Origin of the sequence: Leisingera sp. M523 (assembly GCF_025141335.1) — a bacterium.
In the GTDB taxonomy this organism is placed as follows: Bacteria; Pseudomonadota; Alphaproteobacteria; order Rhodobacterales; family Rhodobacteraceae; genus Leisingera.
Genome location: NZ_CP081036.1, coordinates 2,745,496 through 2,762,001, shown reverse-complemented (window position 1 = coordinate 2,762,001; position 16,506 = coordinate 2,745,496). Strand labels below are relative to the sequence as shown.

The 16,506-nt window shown below is 56.0% G+C and carries 16 protein-coding genes and 1 pseudogene; 9 read left to right on the top strand and 8 right to left on the bottom strand.

Annotated features, from left to right (window positions below; all coding sequences use genetic code 11):
- Nucleotides 1-8: 8 nt before the first annotated feature.
- The 3 genes from K3557_RS13575 to K3557_RS13565 are packed head-to-tail and all read right to left on the bottom strand — an operon-like array spanning nucleotide 9 to nucleotide 3,294.
- Nucleotides 9-821: an ABC transporter permease gene (locus K3557_RS13575; RefSeq protein ID WP_259994538.1), complete on the bottom strand. Its 813-nt coding sequence runs from the start codon at nucleotides 819-821 to the stop codon at nucleotides 9-11.
- A complete protein-coding gene (locus K3557_RS13570) occupies nucleotides 821-1,762 on the bottom strand; it encodes an ABC transporter permease (protein ID WP_259994537.1) in 942 nt (313 codons plus the stop codon). The genes K3557_RS13575 and K3557_RS13570 overlap by 1 nt, the downstream gene beginning before the upstream one ends.
- A gap of 8 nt (nucleotides 1,763-1,770) precedes the next feature.
- Entirely contained in the window at nucleotides 1,771-3,294 is a 1,524-nt protein-coding gene (locus K3557_RS13565) for an ABC transporter substrate-binding protein (RefSeq protein ID WP_259994536.1), read from the bottom strand.
- A gap of 532 nt (nucleotides 3,295-3,826) precedes the next feature.
- Between K3557_RS13565 and K3557_RS13560 the strand changes: the two genes are divergently transcribed.
- The 6 genes from K3557_RS13560 (at nucleotide 3,827) to K3557_RS13535 (ending at nucleotide 10,440) form a co-directional block, all read left to right on the top strand.
- The gene (locus K3557_RS13560) at nucleotides 3,827-4,852 is read left to right on the top strand and encodes a low specificity L-threonine aldolase (protein WP_259994535.1); all 1,026 of its coding nucleotides are present in this window, start codon (nucleotides 3,827-3,829) and stop codon (nucleotides 4,850-4,852) included.
- 140 nt (nucleotides 4,853-4,992) lie between these two features.
- Nucleotides 4,993-5,529, top strand: a complete 537-nt coding sequence (locus tag K3557_RS13555; RefSeq protein WP_259999715.1) for a hypothetical protein — start codon at nucleotides 4,993-4,995, stop codon at nucleotides 5,527-5,529.
- A gap of 150 nt (nucleotides 5,530-5,679) precedes the next feature.
- On the top strand, nucleotides 5,680-6,765 hold the full coding sequence (locus K3557_RS13550) for a low specificity L-threonine aldolase (RefSeq protein WP_259994534.1): 1,086 nt from the start codon (nucleotides 5,680-5,682) through the stop codon (nucleotides 6,763-6,765).
- A gap of 57 nt (nucleotides 6,766-6,822) precedes the next feature.
- Complete coding sequence (locus K3557_RS13545) at nucleotides 6,823-7,842, top strand: low specificity L-threonine aldolase (RefSeq protein ID WP_259994533.1); 1,020 nt, start codon at nucleotides 6,823-6,825, stop codon at nucleotides 7,840-7,842.
- A gap of 82 nt (nucleotides 7,843-7,924) precedes the next feature.
- A complete protein-coding gene (gene proC, locus K3557_RS13540; RefSeq protein WP_259990454.1) occupies nucleotides 7,925-8,731 on the top strand; it encodes a pyrroline-5-carboxylate reductase in 807 nt (268 codons plus the stop codon).
- A gap of 413 nt (nucleotides 8,732-9,144) precedes the next feature.
- Entirely contained in the window at nucleotides 9,145-10,440 is a 1,296-nt protein-coding gene (locus K3557_RS13535; protein ID WP_259994531.1) for a D-serine ammonia-lyase, read from the top strand.
- Between the two features lie 338 nt (nucleotides 10,441-10,778).
- Here K3557_RS13535 and K3557_RS13530 read toward each other — a convergent pair whose 3' ends face one another.
- A complete protein-coding gene (locus K3557_RS13530) occupies nucleotides 10,779-11,228 on the bottom strand; it encodes a MarR family winged helix-turn-helix transcriptional regulator (protein WP_201765406.1) in 450 nt (149 codons plus the stop codon).
- 122 nt (nucleotides 11,229-11,350) lie between these two features.
- Here K3557_RS13530 and K3557_RS13525 point away from each other — a divergent pair, with 122 nt between their 5' ends.
- Entirely contained in the window at nucleotides 11,351-12,304 is a 954-nt protein-coding gene (locus K3557_RS13525; protein WP_259994528.1) for a catalase, read from the top strand.
- 555 nt (nucleotides 12,305-12,859) lie between these two features.
- Here the strand turns inward: K3557_RS13525 and K3557_RS13520 are convergent.
- From K3557_RS13520 to K3557_RS13505, 4 genes and pseudogenes are all read right to left on the bottom strand, one after another.
- Nucleotides 12,860-13,126, bottom strand: coding sequence for an ATP-binding protein (locus tag K3557_RS13520; RefSeq protein WP_311198505.1), 267 nt, complete (start codon nucleotides 13,124-13,126; stop codon nucleotides 12,860-12,862).
- 51 nt (nucleotides 13,127-13,177) lie between these two features.
- Nucleotides 13,178-14,014 (bottom strand): annotated as a pseudogene (istA, locus tag K3557_RS13515) (IS21 family transposase); the annotation flags it as partial.
- 76 nt (nucleotides 14,015-14,090) lie between these two features.
- Entirely contained in the window at nucleotides 14,091-14,402 is a 312-nt protein-coding gene (locus K3557_RS13510; RefSeq protein WP_259994521.1) for a hypothetical protein, read from the bottom strand.
- Nucleotides 14,403-14,858: a MarR family winged helix-turn-helix transcriptional regulator gene (locus K3557_RS13505; protein WP_259994519.1), complete on the bottom strand. Its 456-nt coding sequence runs from the start codon at nucleotides 14,856-14,858 to the stop codon at nucleotides 14,403-14,405.
- Between the two features lie 90 nt (nucleotides 14,859-14,948).
- On the opposite strand from K3557_RS13505, the gene K3557_RS13500 reads away from it, so the two are divergent.
- Both K3557_RS13500 and K3557_RS13495 read left to right on the top strand, forming a co-directional pair.
- The gene (locus K3557_RS13500) at nucleotides 14,949-15,914 is read left to right on the top strand and encodes a catalase (protein ID WP_259990463.1); all 966 of its coding nucleotides are present in this window, start codon (nucleotides 14,949-14,951) and stop codon (nucleotides 15,912-15,914) included.
- A gap of 112 nt (nucleotides 15,915-16,026) precedes the next feature.
- The gene (locus K3557_RS13495; protein WP_259994517.1) at nucleotides 16,027-16,446 is read left to right on the top strand and encodes a group III truncated hemoglobin; all 420 of its coding nucleotides are present in this window, start codon (nucleotides 16,027-16,029) and stop codon (nucleotides 16,444-16,446) included.
- The last annotated feature ends 60 nt before the right edge of the window (nucleotides 16,447-16,506 follow it).

Sequence of the window (16,506 nt, the reverse complement as noted above, 5' to 3'; positions counted from 1 at the left end):
CTACAAGACTATGCATCGGAGCTTCTTGGTTTGGGTGCAGGCATGGATTGCGACACGATCAACAACGCCAGCACGACCCAGACAATTGCCGCCACTGGCGCCGCTAGCTGGACCGGTGAAATCTGCCAATAGATCCGCAGATCATTAATCATCATGCCCCATTCGGCCTGTGGTGGGGCAATGCCAACCCCCAGGAAACCGATGGTGGCAATCGACAACACGATCTGGCCAACGGAAACAGCCCCAAGTGACAGCAAATATGACGTCATGACCGGCAGAACCTGAAAGCGAAAGATACGCCAGCCGCTCGCTCCGGCGAGCCGTGATGCCAGCACATGGTCACTGTTCATCAGCTGATTGCCAACAGCATATGACAGGCGAAAATACTCAGGCCATTTAACCAACCACAGTAAGAAGATGATCACAGCTGCGCCCCCGCCCAGAACATCTGCCAGCAGAATGATCACCAGTAAGCCAGGCAAAGCATAAACCGCATCCGAAAAGAGCGTCAAAGCAGCGGCGATGGCGCCGCCGAACCACATTGCCACCCCCGCAAGCGCACAGCCCGTCACCAAGCTAAGCGCGATCACCGCAACGGCGATACCCGCTGAATAGCGCGCGCCATGCAACACGCGGGCCAGTACATCACGGCCAAGCTGGTCGGTGCCCAGCGGGTATTCCGCAGCAGGCGGCGACAACGCCGCCAGAAGGTTCTGCGCATTGGGGTCTGCCGTATAAAGTACCGGCCCCAGGCTAGCCGTCAGAATGAATAGAAGCGATAGAAAGACACCCAACCGCCAAGCGCCGCGCGCCCGCACCATCATTGTGCCACCCTTTGCCGGTAGATCTGCCAGGTCAGGATCTCAGCCAGTGCTGTGCTAAATAGATAAAACACGATCAGAGAGAGAACCAGCCCCTGCATCAGAGGCACATCAAGCGCCTTGACCGCATTGATCAATGCCCATCCTAATCCGTGATAGTTAAACACCATCTCAATCACGATCACGTCGTAAATCAGGAACATAAACACGACCGGCAGGTAATTCAGCATAGGGCGTATCGCATTCTTCAGCCCATGACGCCAGAACAGCTGGCGTTCGGGAACCCCCCGCATCAACGCATGCTGCATATAGGGCTGTTGACGTACGTCTATCACCGCAGCCCGCACCACCCGGCTGAGTGGGCCCGAAACTGAGAGCGCGATAGTAAGTATCATCACCCAAAGCCGTGACCAGCCGGATGTTCCGCTGAGCGTCGCCAATCCCAATTCAACCACAAATATCTGAACCATGACAATCGCAACCAGAAACGCCGGGATTGTCGAAACCCCAGCACTGATTGCCGACAGCACCACATCCAGCTTGCTCCCCGGCTTTCGGGCACAAAAGAAACCAATGGGCACAGCCAGCCCCACACCCGCAATGAACCCCCAGAACACCGTCCGCAGGGAATTGACACCGTGGTTCACAATGTCATGCATCACATCCCGGCCGCTGACCAGGGATGTGCCAAAATCCAGCATCAAGGTACTGACCAGCCATTCCCCATATTGAACGATCACCGGCCGGTCCAGACCGTAGGATGCGCTGACCACATCGGCCAGAGCCTGATCAGGTTCAGCGCCGGCAAATCTGGCCGCTGCGATTTGCAGGGCCAGATTGTCCGGAAGAAGATGTACGGCCCAGAACGAACACGATGCAACAAGCAGCGTGATTGCCAAGACAAGCAGAGCCTTCTTTGCCAAGAGCGGGGCAAGGGTCATTCAGGTTCTCATTTCGCCCAAATCAGGCGGTTCAGGCCAAAGTCACGCTCATAGACATCAAACTCGAAGTTTGAGATCGTATCAGAGACAGCATAGACGTCGTCGTACCATGTGACCGTGACCATTGGCTGTTCGTCGTGGATCATTGCAACCATATCCTGCCGCAGGGTTTTCAGCTCGGAGGGGTCGATGGTTTTCTGGTAGGTTTCAACCAGGCCATCAAACTTGTCGTTGTTCCAGTTCATGGAGCCCCAGAAGCCACCGCTTTGGTAGAAATTCTCGGCCAGCGCGCCAATCGGATCGGGCACATAAACAAAGCTGTCCGATACGATACCCGCCTCCAGCGTTCCATCAGTGTGACCTTCGGAGATGATGGTCCAGTCGCCCTGTTTGATCGACATATCAATGCCGACCTCTTTCAGCATGCCCTGAATAGCCACACCGATAACCGGCAGCTCAGGGCGCGAGTCATAGGTGCGCAGTTCAATCTCAAACCGCTCACCATCACGGGTCAGAATGCCGTCTTCGCCCTTCTTAAATCCTGCATCGGCCAACAGCGCTGCAGCTTTGGCAGGATCATAGGCAAAAGGTGCCAGGGATTTGTCGTGCCAGGCTGGCAGGCTGGCCGGAAACAGCTGTGATGCCGCAGTGTCTGGATTGCCGACAATAGATGTGGCGATCCCCTTGCGATCAATCGCATAACTAATGGCCTGACGCACGGCCACCTCATCCAGAGGTTTATGAGCCCCGTTCAGTTTGAGTGCGCGAACACGGGGGATGGCTTGGATGTCCACATTCACATTGTTTGCACCTGCCAGCATCCGCTTTGCGGTGACAGGCAGGCTGAACGCAAATTCGACTTCTCCGGCCTGCACCATCGCCTGACGTGCCTGTGCGTCGGGAACAAACAGGTATTCGACCTTGGAAATTGCAGGCCGAACATCCCAATAGCTGGTATTGGCCGCCAGTTTCAGCGTCGCCGGATCCGAGGCATCCGTTATCATATAAGGGCCGGTTCCCGCCAGGCTGCCCGCGCGCTCATCGGTCAGATTTGCGGCAGAAATGATGGCCGTATTCCAATCCGCCAAGATCGCCGGCAAGATCGAATATGGACGCTCCAGCGTAATGACCACCTCATCCTGTTCAAAGGTGATCTCTTTTACGGGGGCAGTTCGAAGCGAGCTTTCTTCCTTGAAGGCTTTCAGGTTGGCTGCGACGGTTTCTGCCGTCAGCGGACTGCCATCATGAAAGGAAACCCCCGACCGAATCTTGAAACGCCATTGGTCCAAAGTCTCGTTTACGACCCAACTTTCGGCCAGCAATCCGACGATCTCGCCTTCTTTGGTCGGTTTGGTTAGCGTCTCAACCACACCAGACCGCGACAGCGCTGTTCCAGAAGAGGGCTTCAAGGCACCAATTTTCCATGGCGAGGCAATCCGGATCGTATCATCTGCTGGATTAGCTGCCACTGGGGCGACCGCGGTCAATAAAACCGCACAGCTTGCAGTCGCAGCAAAAATAACATGTTTCATGGTGAAAATTCCTTACTGCCACGCCGGCCACTTGGAGTATTTTGAAGTGGCTTGCGACGAGTTCCCTTGAGGGTAGTGCCCGCAAGGTGCATGAGTTCATCAAGCGCTTTGGCCAACTGTTTTTCGATATGCTGGCAAGACCAAGAGTGATCGAGGCTGGCATGCGGGCATTACCTGACAGTTTCAGTAATGTAAATACATGAGACGCGTAACGTTCTGCATCTGCTGCTCTCTGATACCTTCGTTGCCACTTGCATCGAAATGGGCAGCACGATCTCCGCATGCTGCGACGCTCAGGGTCTGCCAGCGTTCCCATCGAGCTCTGCTTAACCGATGTAAAGATCTGTGGCGGGATCAACCAGCAAGCCGAGGCTATATCACCAGCGCATGGAGGCCTGCTTCAACTACATTGGAAGGGACAGTTTGCACATATTAGATGTTCATCAACTCCAAAAACTCAGAGCGGTGGTCAACCAGTAACTCTGAACAGTGGAGGACGCCTTACGAACGCACAGCCCATACAGGGTTAGACATGACGAATTTCTATACTGAAGCTTACGCAGAGCCGACGAAGGAAATGCGGGAAGCAGGAACTTATGCGCCGGTTGGGAACTCCCTAATTGGCGAAGACCCCAGCACCAACGCTCTTCTTGAACGTGCCGCTGATTTTTTGGGCAAGGAGGCAGCTCTGTTCATGTCTTCGGGCACGATGTGCAATGAGGTGGCCGTGCGGGCCCACACCAGGCCCGGTCAGGAAGTCATCTGCGAAAAATCCTGCCACATCATCAACTTTGAATGCGGTGGCCCTGCCGCTATAAGCGGTGCCATGATCCACTCGATTGAAGGGGACCGGGGTATGTTCACCGCCGATCAGCTGTCCGAGGCTATCCGCAGTGGCAACCCCTATTTACCCCAGACCGGCCTGGTTACAGTGGAACAAACCGCCAATATGGCAGGTGGCGCAATCTGGCCGCTCGAACAGCTGCGCGAAGTAGCCAACACAGCCAAACAGGCCAACATTCCAACACACATGGATGGTGCTCGACTGATTAACGCAGTCGTTGCCTCCGGCCATCCAGCTTCGGAAATGACCAAGGGCTATGACAGCGTCTATATGGATTTCTGCAAGGCGCTCAATTGCCCAGTTGGTGCCGTATTGGCCGGCTCTAAAGAGTTCATTCAGGAAGCGGGGCGTATTCGCCAGATGATCGGTGGGGGAATCCGCCGCACCGGTATGCTGGCAGCCATGGCGAACTATGCCTTGGATCACCATATCGATAGAATCAACGAAGATCACCAACTGGCCCAATACATCGGGGAACGAGTGGGGAACATCAAAGGTGTAGCCTCTGTTGAGCCTGTTGAAACGAACATCGTGATCATCGACTTCGATCCCGCAGGGCCTGCTGCGCCTGAAATCGTTGCAAAACTGAAAGAGAACAATGTTCTGGTTGGTGCCTTCGGCAAACACCGGATCCGTGTTGTCACATTCATGGGCCGAACCCTGAAGGACGGCGAAATCCTGTGTTCAGAATTGGACAAAGTCCTGAACGGATAAGCCGCCAGTCGCCACCGCCCTATTCATACCGGGTGATCGCGACCTAGGGCAGAAGCATACTTGCGTAGATCAGAGCCGATCCTTCGGAACCTGTCTCTTTGCATATCTTCCCCCCCCAAACACTACGGCAAGGCTCTCCAGTGAGCTACTCCCCGATCGTTGGACAGTTTCCGCGTAAATTAAGCTACTCTCTGCCCCTGCTGACCGAGCTGGGTTGCGTCTTTTCTCAGCCAATTGACCACGGCTGGCGGTCTGCCGCCAAGGGCGGAATGTGGGTGCTTCCGATTGCAGAATTCCACCCATTTTCCAACGCCTGCCTTTGTACGCCAAACTGGCTTGCCAGCTCCGCGACCGTCCGCTTGCCCTTCAAAGCCTTAAGCGCAACCTTGGCCTTGAATTCAGGCAAATGGTTCTTCTGTTTCGACGTCTCTGATCTCCTCTTCGTCGAAGATCAGCAAACAGCAAATCGTAGCTTACGTCAGTGTCCAGATTTCAGTGAGCAGCTCGCAACTGAACCGACCGATGCCGCCATAGGGCAGGTATATTGTGCCTGGCTGTTCGCTTCGCTAAGCGACGCGGTTAACCCATACCAAAACTGCATGGTAGATCAATTACACGGCATTGGTATGAATTGTTCTGTCCATGTAAACTCTACTCAACATGCTGTAATTGAATAATAAAAGAAAACACCAATGTTGTGTGTCGCCGTAGTGGAAGCCGTCAGAAATGACCGCCTCCAGTTCGTGCGCAAATGCGGAATGTGACTGCCGCCACGACGTTTTCCGAAGCCGTTCTTCTACAGCCAATATTGGATAGGAGCTAAATGGATGGCAGGAGAAGCTACGGGTCGCCAATGGGCACCACTGCCGGCAAGTGCAGATGATGTCGTTGCCGACTTTTACAGTGACATGAAGTCGATCCCGACCAAAGGGATGCTGGACGCATTGCTCAATGCTCGTGTTGGCGACGTTCAGAAGGGTGAGGACCCGACAACAACGGAACTGTGTCAGCGCGTGGCTGAAATGCTGGGCAAAGAGGCGGCGATTTTGCTGCCTACGGGGACAATGTGCAATGAGATTTCCATTCGCATTCATTGTGCTTCAGGCTCTGAACTGATTGCTGAAAGATCCTCTCATATCATCAATTTTGAATCGGGTGGCCCTGCGGCTCTCAGCGGCGTGATGATGCATTCGATCGATGGCGAATTTGGGCGTTTCACCGCTGAGCAAGTGCGTGCCGCCTATCGGCCGATTTCGCGTTATGCGCCGGAAACCTCGTTGGTAGCAGTTGAGCAAACAACAAATCTCGGCGGTGGTGGAATCTGGAGCCTGGAAGAGCTCGGAGAGATTGCGGAAACCTCAAAATCGCTGGGATTGGCGACACATATGGATGGTGCGCGGTTGTTGAACGCCTGTGTGGAAACCGGGGTCTCCGCCAAGCAATATGCGACTGGCTATGACTCTGTCTGGATCGACCTCACCAAGGGATTGGGTGGTTTTGCCGGTGCGGTTCTGGCCGGGACGGACGACTTTATCAACCACGCCTGGCGCTATGCGCAGCAATGGGGCGGCGGGTTGCGCCAGTCCGGTTACATCGCTGCGACCGGGCTTTATGCGCTGGATAACAATCTTGAACAACTGGCCCGTGACAATGCACTGGCCAAATCCATTGGTGCGCAGATCGCGCCCTTGCCGCATATCTCAGAGGTTTTGCCGGTTGAGACCAACATCGTGATCTTCAATCTGGATGAAAGCGGACCGGATGCGGCAACGGTCGTGTCCAAGTTGCGTGACCAGGGCGTCCGCCTTGGTGTCTTTGGCGAACGGACGGTTCGGATCGTTACTCATATCGGCGTAGGGCCTGAGGGCGGAGATCTGTTGATCAAACGCCTGCGCGCCCTCCTGGAAGAATAGTTTTAACATTGGCAGCGGTGTGTCCGCCTCTGCAACCGATCATGAAAGATACATGACATGCGCGACTTTTTCTCAGACACCAAGACGATTCCGACACGAGCCATGCGAGAGGCCATCCTTGACGCTCCCGTAGGCGACGAACAAAAAGACGAAGACCCGACAACCCGTGCCCTTTGCGAACGTGTTGCCGCGCTCTTGGGTAAAGAAGCCGCTATTTTGCTGCCGACTGGTACCTTGTGCAATGAGATTGCGGTCAATGTGCATACCAACCCGGGCGACGAGGTGATCTGCGAGGAAAGCTGCCATTTGATTAACTTCGAAACTGGCGGCCCGGCGGCGATCAGCGGCGTGATGATCCGCACCATTGCTGGAGAAAACGGTATCTTTGAACCTGCTCAGCTGCGGGCGGCAATCAGGCCTGCATCCCGCTATGCGCCGAAGTCGGCGTTGCTGTGTGTTGAACAGACCGCCAATATGGGCGGCGGCACGATCTGGCCGCTGGAAAAGCTCAATGCGGTCGCTGAGATCGCGCATAGCGCCGGATTGGCCACGCATATGGACGGCGCACGGCTCCTGAACGCAAGCGCCGCAACCGGAATTTCTCCCGCAGACTATGCCGCTGGATTCGATACGGTGTGGATCGATTTTTCCAAGGCTCTTGGCACCCCGATGGGGGGCGTTCTTGCAGGTTCGGCTGAGTTCATCCAAGAGGCATGGCGCGCCAAGCAGCAGATGGGCGGGGCCATGCGGCAATCAGGTATTCTTGCGGCGATGTGTCTTTATGGGCTGGATCACCACGTTGACCGGCTTTCTGAGGATCACCGCCTGGCCAAATATCTGGCCGATCAGATCCGCGCGCTGCCGCAGGTCGCGCATATGCAACCTGTCGAGACCAATATCATCATTTTTGATCTTGATGACAGCGCGCCACTGGCCGCCGATATCGTCGCGGGTATGAAGGCCGACGGCGTTCTGATTGGGGCATTCGGTCCCCGCAGAATTAGGATCGTCACTCATCTGGATGTTGATATGCAGGCTGGCGAAGACTTGTTGGTGGCCCTGAAAAAGCAGCTGTAAAGCGCGCCTTTCACGATCGAAGGTACCTCCCCTGAGGCAAGGGCAAGCAGATCTGTCGAGCAGGTCAATTTAGGAGAAAAAAATGAACCCGACCACACTGTTCATAGGCGCAGGAAACATGGGGAGCGCGATCATCAAAGGATATCTGTCTGCTGGTGGCAAGGCGGGAGACATATCCATCGTTGATCCGTTTGTTCAAGACAGCACGAAACAGGCACTGGCAGGTGCTCATTTCTATTCTGACTTTGAGAGCCTGGATCCAGCGCTGCGCTTTGATATGGTTGTGCTTGCGACCAAGCCGCAAGTGTTTCTCTCGGTAAGCCAGGACATCGAAAGAGTGACCGCAGCGAACGGGACGATTGTTTCGATCATGGCCGGGATCGGCAGCGAGACGATTTCAACGGCTGTTGGAGGAAATCTTTCAGTTGTGCGCTGCATGCCCAATATGGCGGCATCCAAGGGATATTCGGCGAATGTCGCCTTTACCAAGGACGAGACGAAGAAGCAGGGTTTCGAACGCTTGTTTGGTGGGTCCGGGACCGTGCGTTGGGTCGACAATGAGGATCAGATCCATTTCACAACCGCTGTTTCAGGAAGCGGCCCGGCCTATTTCTTCGCTTTTGTCGAAGCGCTGGCCGCTTCGGGAACAAATGCTGGGCTTGATTCCCGGTTGGCGATGGACCTGGCAATTGATACGCTTATCGGGGCCAGTGAATTGCTGAAATCCGATCGCGACCCGGAAACACTTCGCAAAAGCGTTACGTCCAAAGGTGGCACAACCGCTGCTGCGCTAGAGGCGTTCGCGCACAATAACAATCTCCAGGCGGTTGTTGATGACGCAACCTCGGCTGCAATTTTGCGATCAAGAGAACTTGGAAATCCGGCTTGATCCTGCTTCAAAATAGAGCAGTAGGCTCAATCAGGGGGTGAGAGAACAATAGCAGTTGTTATTGGTCCGAAGCTGCGTTCCGAAAGTTCTCATGGTGGTGGCCATTGCAAGTGGTGGCCGGACGCCAAATCAGATGCGGGGCTTCCATAACCAACGTAAGCGCCATTCCGCCCCACGTTGTGGAGCCTTTCCCGTGCTGCGGGATCATTACCATCTCATGGTGGGGAGTGCATTGATTTTCGGGTCATTTCCGTCAGGTTGAAGCGGCTTTGATGATGTGACCAGCCCCTGATGGCGCCAATGTGTCAATGTGGTGCTTTATGTGCCGTAAATCCTTAGCCCTCGGGACGTTTTTCCGGATTCCGGCCGCCGTTAAGCCAAACATGTTACGCGCAATATATGAGGACAGAAACATGGATGAAACCCTTCTGCAGCGATTGCAGGCGGTGGAGCCGCTGATGTGGATCAACCCGGAACTCGGCCCCACTACTGCAGCGCAAGTGCCGGTGCGGCCGGACCAAGTGACGGAAGCTGAAGCCAACTGGCGTGCGCTGGCACCGCTGTTGCAGCAGTGTTTTGAGGAGCTGGAGGACAGCGGCGGGATGATTGCCTCGGATCTCATCGAAGTGGCGGATTTGGCCATGGCAATGGGGCAGGGCGCAGGGCGGTTCTTTGTAAAGGGTGACCACGCATTGCCGGTGGCGGGCTCGGTCAAGGCGCGCGGCGGCGTTTACGAGGTGTTCCTGCATGGGCTTTCGCTGGCGCGGCAGTTGGGGCTGATTGCGCCGGATGCCCCGCCTGCGGCGCTGGCGGCCGGTAAAGTGCGGGATCGTTTTGGCAGCTGCACTGTGGCGGTCGGTTCAACCGGCAATCTCGGCCTTAGTGTCGGTATTGCCGCGCGGGCGCTGGGTTTTCGCGCGGTTGTTCATATGTCGGCGGACGCCAAGCCCTGGAAAGTCGAGCGCCTGCGCCGCCATGGGGTTGAGGTGGTGCAGCATCAGGCCGATTACGGGACTGCCGTGGCGTCTGCCCGGCAGCAGGCAGAGGCGGACCCGTCAATTTACTTTGTCGATGATGAGCGCTCGGAACTGCTGTTCTTCGGCTATTCAGCGGCAGCGGCCGAGCTGAGCGGCCAACTGGTAGAACGAAACATCCCCGTGGACGCTGAGAACCCGCTGTTCCTGTATTTGCCGTGCGGCATAGGTGGTGCTCCGGGCGGGGTGGCATATGGGCTGAAACAGGTGTTTGGCGATCATGCTCACTGCTTTTTCGTTGAGCCTGCCCAATCGCCTTGCGCGCTGGTGCAATTGGCGTCCGGCCTGAAGCGGGCGGTCAATGTCTATGACGCGGGCCTGACGAACAAGACCGAGGCCGATGGCATGGCGGTGGCTGAGGTGAGCCAGTTTGTGGCACAGGTCATGCAACCCTTGCTGAGCGGGGTGTATACTGTCGCGGATGACGATCTGTTCCGTTGGCTGGCGCTGGCGCAAGATCATGCAGGACTGCAGTTGGAGCCTTCAGCGGCAGCCTGTCTGGGCGGGCCGCAGATGCTGCTCTCAACTGCCGAAGGCCAGGGTTATCTGGCGCAGCACAGGCTTGTGGCAAAAACGGATCAAGCCACCCATGTCATGTGGGCCACTGGAGGCAGCCTGGTGCCCGATGAGGAATACCAGAGATTCCTGCAAAAAGGCCGCGCTTTGCGGGACTGAGGGTTGCCCGGGTGGCGCCAAACAGCCTCCCCGGAGTAGCGTGCCCTGAGCTGCGGTCAGCAGAGTGCGCGCGGATCTTTGCGGTACATGAAGGAGTGCTGGCCGACGCCAAGGCTCTGTCGGCACATCAGGGCTCCCCTCGAAGCCATCGCTGCAGGTCATTCTGTCGGCCGACTTGACGAACTCCTCCCCTGGAATTTCCAGCCGTCAAGTTGAAAGCCCGGTGTCCGCTAAACGCCACTTATTATCCAACGGTCCGATACTCTGGGACCAGGTCGAACCGATGCAGCTAGGCGAGGCTTGGTCAGTTGGGTTTGGGAAGTCACTGAAGCTTAGAATTACTTCCGGGCGTTGGAAATTTTTGCGCAGATGCGAATGATCTCATCCGCCTCCGCCTGTGTCAGCCCGATCCGGGCAAATACATCGGAGGAAACGCTGCAGCTTTTTGTCCAAATGCTACGCCCTGTGTCCGTCAGGGAGACGACCTTTTGGCGCTCGTTGCCCACCTGTACCTCGCGTGACAGCAGGCCTTTCGCTTCCAACCTGCGAAGCAGAGGTGTCATCGTGGCCTTGGAGACTTCCAGTTTGCTGGCCAGGGTTGAGATGGACACCCGGTCCTCCTCAGCCAAAGCCATGAGTACCAAGTATTGAGTATAAGTGAGCCCCTGAGCTTTCAGAAGTGTTTGATAATGCTGCTCAACGGTATGCGATGCTGCATAGATTGCGAAACAAAGCTGGTTGTCCAACCTGACATCTGGCTTTTCATCGGTCTTCAGCGGTTCTTGCAAAACTCTGTGCTTTCGTTGTGGGACTGAGCACCCGTTAGATACCACCAATCTTTCCGCTTGCAAATAGTTAGTTAGCAAAATATTAGTGAGCAAATGAAAACAGCTCACAGGAGTACCTAGCTATGCGCACCGGATTATTTGCCCTCTGTCTTTCGCTGACTTCACTGCCCGCCTTCGCCGAAGGTGAGTTTGATACTGAGGGCGGATTTGCTGCCTTTGAACAACTCTTTGGCGTGACAGAGGGAAAGCGCCGCAACCACACCAAAGGTTTCTGCATCGATGGTGAGCTTGTGCCTGTTGACAGTGCGATCAAGGCTTATTCCAACAGCTCGCTCTTCACCGGCACATCGTCGGTAATCGCGCGCGTATCCCATAAGGGCGGCAAACCTAATCCGGCTGACGACAAATATGGGTTGCTGGGCATGGCGATGGAGATAACGACGGCCGATGATGATCTGCACGTGATCGCGATGAACACTGAACATTTCTTTCCTGTTGCGACCAGTGAAGCGTTCATTGAACTGCTGCGGGCCAAGGCCGCAGGGCCAGAGGCGACCAAGGCTTTCGCTGCTGACCACCCTGCACTTAAAGCCTACAAAGCATATCATGGCGCCTTGGACAAAACCCTGAGGCCCTACGAGGGCACAACTTTCAACGGTGTGAATTCCTTCTATCTTGTCGGTGCGGCAGGCGCGCAGACGGGTATCCGTTTTTCATTTCGCCCTTCCGGTGAAGAAGGGATCGTGACGGATACGCATCCCGACTTCTTCTTGGAAAACATGCAATCGAACATAGCCAACGGTGGAGTGTCCTGGGAGATGGTGGTGACTCTGGCCAATCCAGGAGATGTTATCGCAGACCCCTCGGTGCAATGGACAGGGGAGCACACCGAGATTGTCGCAGCCCGGTTTACGGCCAAAGCGGCGATGTCAGAAAGCGATGGCCAGTGTGATGACCTCAACTTCGACCCCATGGTTCTGAGCGAAGGCTTTGCGCCGTCGGAAGACCCAATGCTGCTGGTGCGCTCCATGATCTATGCTCATGGTGTTGGGCAGCGTCTCTCCGAAAAGGACTGAGTTCTCCGTTCGCGGAAATTGAGTTGGTAAGGACCTGGACGCATTGGCGATCATGTATCCGAAGCGGAAACTCCTACCGGGAGACCGTTCCTAAGCTTTCAATTTTCGGCATCACAAATCTGACCCCGTCACGGGCCTTGGCAAGGGCAAGTGACGGGGCGGTGCCTAGCGGCTATGCCTTGGGAATTACCCGGTGTCTTAGCGAGCCAGCACCGTACTTCTTCGTGGTCACATCGGTTGAACGCAAGCAAGAGTGGTGTTTGTGGGGCTGCCTTGGGTTGCACCTTGCAGGGCTTACCCCAATGGCGCATGGCGGCGGCATGCTGAGCGGAAATGCGAGCCATCAGCGAAGGGTGACGGTTGTTGCAGCGCATGATGTTCCAGACCGCTTTTCTCGCGGCGCGTAGCAACTCGGTTTCTAAGCTATTTTTCACTGATAGAGGCTGGGTGCGCATTCCGGAGCATCCGGCCGGTCATTCCGATGACATCCGGCCACTCAATCCGGCGTATCCGGCCACCCTCGGCGGTCCGTCTTGAGGCTTGAGGTTTCGGGTATCAGTTTTGGGCCTTTTCGTCATCCATTTTGGCGGCTTTCTTTCTGAAGGACTGGCCTTCGAGCTCGAGGCGGTAGGCATTGTGAACGAGCCTGTCGAGTATGGCATCTGCGAAGGTGGGTTCGCCGATCACCTCGTGCCAGGTATTGAGCGGCAGCTGGCTGGTGATCAGGGTTGATCCGGTGCCGTAGCGATCCTCGACAATCTCCATCAAATCACGGCGCTGATTGGCGTTGAGACGATCCGGCCCCCAGTCGTCCAGGATCAAAAGCTGGGTTTTCGTCAGAGCTTTGAAGACGCGCGGGAAGCGCCCGTCGCCATCCAGGCCAAAAAATGTCTGATTGCGCAGGCGTGCCAAAATCCATCGCTCAGCCAATTGCACTGCCGTCTCGACCTTGGCTTTGTCCTTGGGTTTGCGGGGCCGCGCCGGGACCACGGCGGTGTCGTAATGCGCCGCCATATCCCCATAGGTGCGGTTGATGGCAGGGTCATGGAAACAGGCTTTGATGACGGCAGACTTGAGATTGTCCGAGACGATCATTGCAGGCACGCCGCCAAAGAAGCTGAAGGCCCGCACATGGCTGCTGAGCCAATCCGGCAGGCTTTGCGTCCAGGTCGCCTCGACATAGGTGTAGTTCGAGGCTCCAAGGGCGGTGACGAAGATCTGCGCCGTCCGCACCTCGCCAGTCTCAGGGCAGACCACATCCACCGTCTGGCCTGCATAATCGACAAACAGCCGTTCACCTGCCGGGTGGCGCTGCCGCATCACCGGGGCAAGCTTGCCCTCCCAGCCAGAGTACAGGCTGCAATACTGGCTGTAGCCATAACCGTCAGGATGAACCTCCCGGTACTCCTGCCACAAGAGCGCCAGCGTCACCCCTTTGCGGCGCAGTTCGGCATGGACATAGGCCCAATCCGGCAGCGGAATTTGGCGTGAGGCCTGGCCTGCCAAGGGTGGAAAGAGCCGGGCTTCAAGTTCCGTGTCCGACAACTCCTCTGGCAGCGGCCAGGTCAATTTGGCTATCTCCGCGCGCCGCAGATAATCCGATACCGTCGCCCGCCCCAGGGACAGGCTGCGCGCCACCTGGCGCAACGACAAACCATCGGCACGAAGCCGCAGGACTTCTTTGATCTTCCGCATTGGCAATCTCTTCATAGGGCTCTCTCCCGCTCGAAAATGAGCGGCAGCGTAGCCGGTGAAAGATCACCTCAAAACGGATGCCAAACCCCCATCAAATAGGGTGGCCGGATGCTCCGGAATCGGTGGCCGGATCAAATCGGAACGGGTGGCCGGATGCCATCGGATTCAGTGGCCGGATACTGTCGGAATGCGCAGCTGGGCTTTCCCATCCGAAAATGCGGCGGACCACCCGGGCATCGCCAACCTTGTAGGCATATTGAGGGGAACAATGGCTGCGCTGCATCTTGCGCTCTTTGGCTGTCATTGAAGCCGCCACCGTCCGAAACAGATGCTGCTGGGGGGGAGGTCTTACATTCAATTTATTTGAGAATGAAATATACTCGTGCGGAACCTGTTCCAGCACCTAAGTGGCAGTGCGGTCTTTCGGTGCGTTCTTCAGGTTATCGGTAAGGCGGGAAAGGCCGTCCGTGATCTGCTTCAGCGCATCAAGCTCAAGGCCGGTAGCTTCGATCAGGCAGGAAGTGATCTCGCGCGAAGCCGCGTGAAGTGCAATGCCATCGTCTGTCAAGTGAACAAAAACTTGCCGCTCATCGTCCGTGCCTCGCATCCGCCGCACAAACCCCATGTTCTCAAGTCTTTTTAACAGAGGTGTCAGGGTGCTCGTCTTCAGTGACAATTGAGCTGCAAGTTCGCTGACACCTTGTTGGTCCCGCTCCCATAGCAGCATCAAGGTGATGTATTGTGGATATGTTAAGCCAAGAGGGCGGAGCATCGGCCCATAGACTTGGTTGATGGCATGCGAAGCATTGTACACTGCGTAGCAGAACATCTCATCGGCTTTTTCAGGCAGATTGTTCATCCTGGTTCCGAGATCCTCAAATATATCGTGTGCGATACTTTTGCTTGACGACTGCTGGGAGTCAAGATTAGTGTCAGGCCACAAAGTGTCGTGCGCGATCTAAATTGCGCAAATTCTGACCGTGGTTCTTGCGGTTGCCGAAAGGAGGAGTGGAAGACGATGTCACAGGCCATAGAGCTGATTGATGCCTTGAACGGAACATTTGGCCGCCACAGCGGCGCCCGCGCTTCACATGCGAAAGGGTTTTCTGCCAGAGGTCGCTTCATTCCAGCGGCCGTAGGTCCCGGGACCGATATCCCGTTGCTCGCTGAAGAACAGCCAATAACTGCACGCTTTTCGGTTGGCGGAGGAAAGCCCGGAATCAGTGACAAAAGCCCTACAGTCCGCGGTATCGGGCTTGAAATTGGAAAGGGCGCCGGGGCTTGGGTCATGGCCCTGATTTCCAATCCGGTTTTCTTTGCCAATTCCGCGGAACAGTTTAAGGCCTTTCTGGCAGCAAGGGTGGCCGATCCTGCAACCGGTGGGCCGGATCCTGAAAAGGTTAAGGCATTTAACGAGGCGAACCCGAATACGGTTCCCCATCAGAGCTATCTGAAGTCCGTGGCGCCTTGCCGGTGTTATTCTGCAGAACAGTATCATTCAGGCCATGCTTACCACTTCGGTACCGGCGAAGGCGTGCTTGCGGCCCGTATCTTTCTGGAGCCTGAAGGCGGCCGCCACGGCCTGACAGATGAGGAAAAGAAGGATCTGCCGGATGATTTCCTTTATGACAGGCTGCTGCGGGAGTTGAGTAACAGGCCTGCCCGATGGACGCTGAAGCTGGTTGTGGCGAATGATGCGGATGATATCTCGGATCCCACCGTCCCATGGGATGGGGTGCATGGCGAACTGATCCTTGGCACGGTGCAAATCGAGTTGCCGGATGACCGGGCGGAGAGCGTTGCCAAAGTGTTTGACCCCTCTCATTTGCCAGAGGGGGTGGCAGAGCCTCACGATAATGTATTCGCCCTGCGCAGTCCTGCATATGCGGTCTCTGTTGCGCGCCGGTCCAGTTGAAACTGCAAAATTGGCTGCGCCCGGGCCGCCGTTGCCGGAGGAGCATTAAAATACGACTTGAAAATGCCTATTTAATAAAGTAGGGATGCCATAGTCAAACTTGGAGATTCTCATGGCGCAAGAACAGCGGGCGCGGCCGCATATGTTTGATGTTTCCCCGGAAGAGATCAGCAGGCTGGTATGTTGTTTTTATGCACGTATCCGCGTGGATAATGTGCTTGGCCCGGTGTTCAATGCGGCCATTGGAGATTGGCCAGCGCACGAGGCGAAAATCTTAGCGTTCTGGAGGGGGGCGATCCTGCGCGAACCGGGGTATGAAGGAAACCCCATGCAGGTTCATCTGTCCAACTCGGAAATACTGCCGGAGCACTTTCCTCGGTGGCTGGAACTGTTCCGGGACACGGCAAACCGCGAGTTGAAACCGGAAACGGCCGCGGCATTTGCAAATCTGGCCGACCGTATCGGCAACGGGTTGTCCTATGGAATCGAAAACTTCCGCAAGCCTGAAGGGGCTCCGCCTGTTCTGGCATGAGTAATTTACGGGCAGTTGCCGGAGGGTCGCTGCCTCGTGTGTTAGGATCGAAGCCATCAT

Bases quoted from the DNA above. Each gene is read 5' to 3' on its own strand.
- K3557_RS13560 (WP_259994535.1), top strand. From the start codon at position 3,827: ATGACGAATTTCTATACTGAAGCTTACGCAGAGCCGACGAAGGAAATG.
- K3557_RS13525 (WP_259994528.1), top strand. From the start codon at position 11,351: ATGCGCACCGGATTATTTGCCCTCTGTCTTTCGCTGACTTCACTGCCC.
- K3557_RS13570 (WP_259994537.1), bottom strand. From the start codon at position 1,762: ATGACCCTTGCCCCGCTCTTGGCAAAGAAGGCTCTGCTTGTCTTGGCA.
- K3557_RS13550 (WP_259994534.1), top strand. From the start codon at position 5,680: ATGGCAGGAGAAGCTACGGGTCGCCAATGGGCACCACTGCCGGCAAGT.
- K3557_RS13505 (WP_259994519.1), bottom strand. From the start codon at position 14,858: ATGAACAATCTGCCTGAAAAAGCCGATGAGATGTTCTGCTACGCAGTG.
- K3557_RS13565 (WP_259994536.1), bottom strand. From the start codon at position 3,294: ATGAAACATGTTATTTTTGCTGCGACTGCAAGCTGTGCGGTTTTATTG.
- K3557_RS13495 (WP_259994517.1), top strand. From the start codon at position 16,027: ATGGCGCAAGAACAGCGGGCGCGGCCGCATATGTTTGATGTTTCCCCG.
- K3557_RS13535 (WP_259994531.1), top strand. From the start codon at position 9,145: ATGGATGAAACCCTTCTGCAGCGATTGCAGGCGGTGGAGCCGCTGATG.
- K3557_RS13575 (WP_259994538.1), bottom strand. From the start codon at position 821: ATGGTGCGGGCGCGCGGCGCTTGGCGGTTGGGTGTCTTTCTATCGCTT.
- proC (WP_259990454.1), top strand. From the start codon at position 7,925: ATGAACCCGACCACACTGTTCATAGGCGCAGGAAACATGGGGAGCGCG.
- K3557_RS13545 (WP_259994533.1), top strand. From the start codon at position 6,823: ATGCGCGACTTTTTCTCAGACACCAAGACGATTCCGACACGAGCCATG.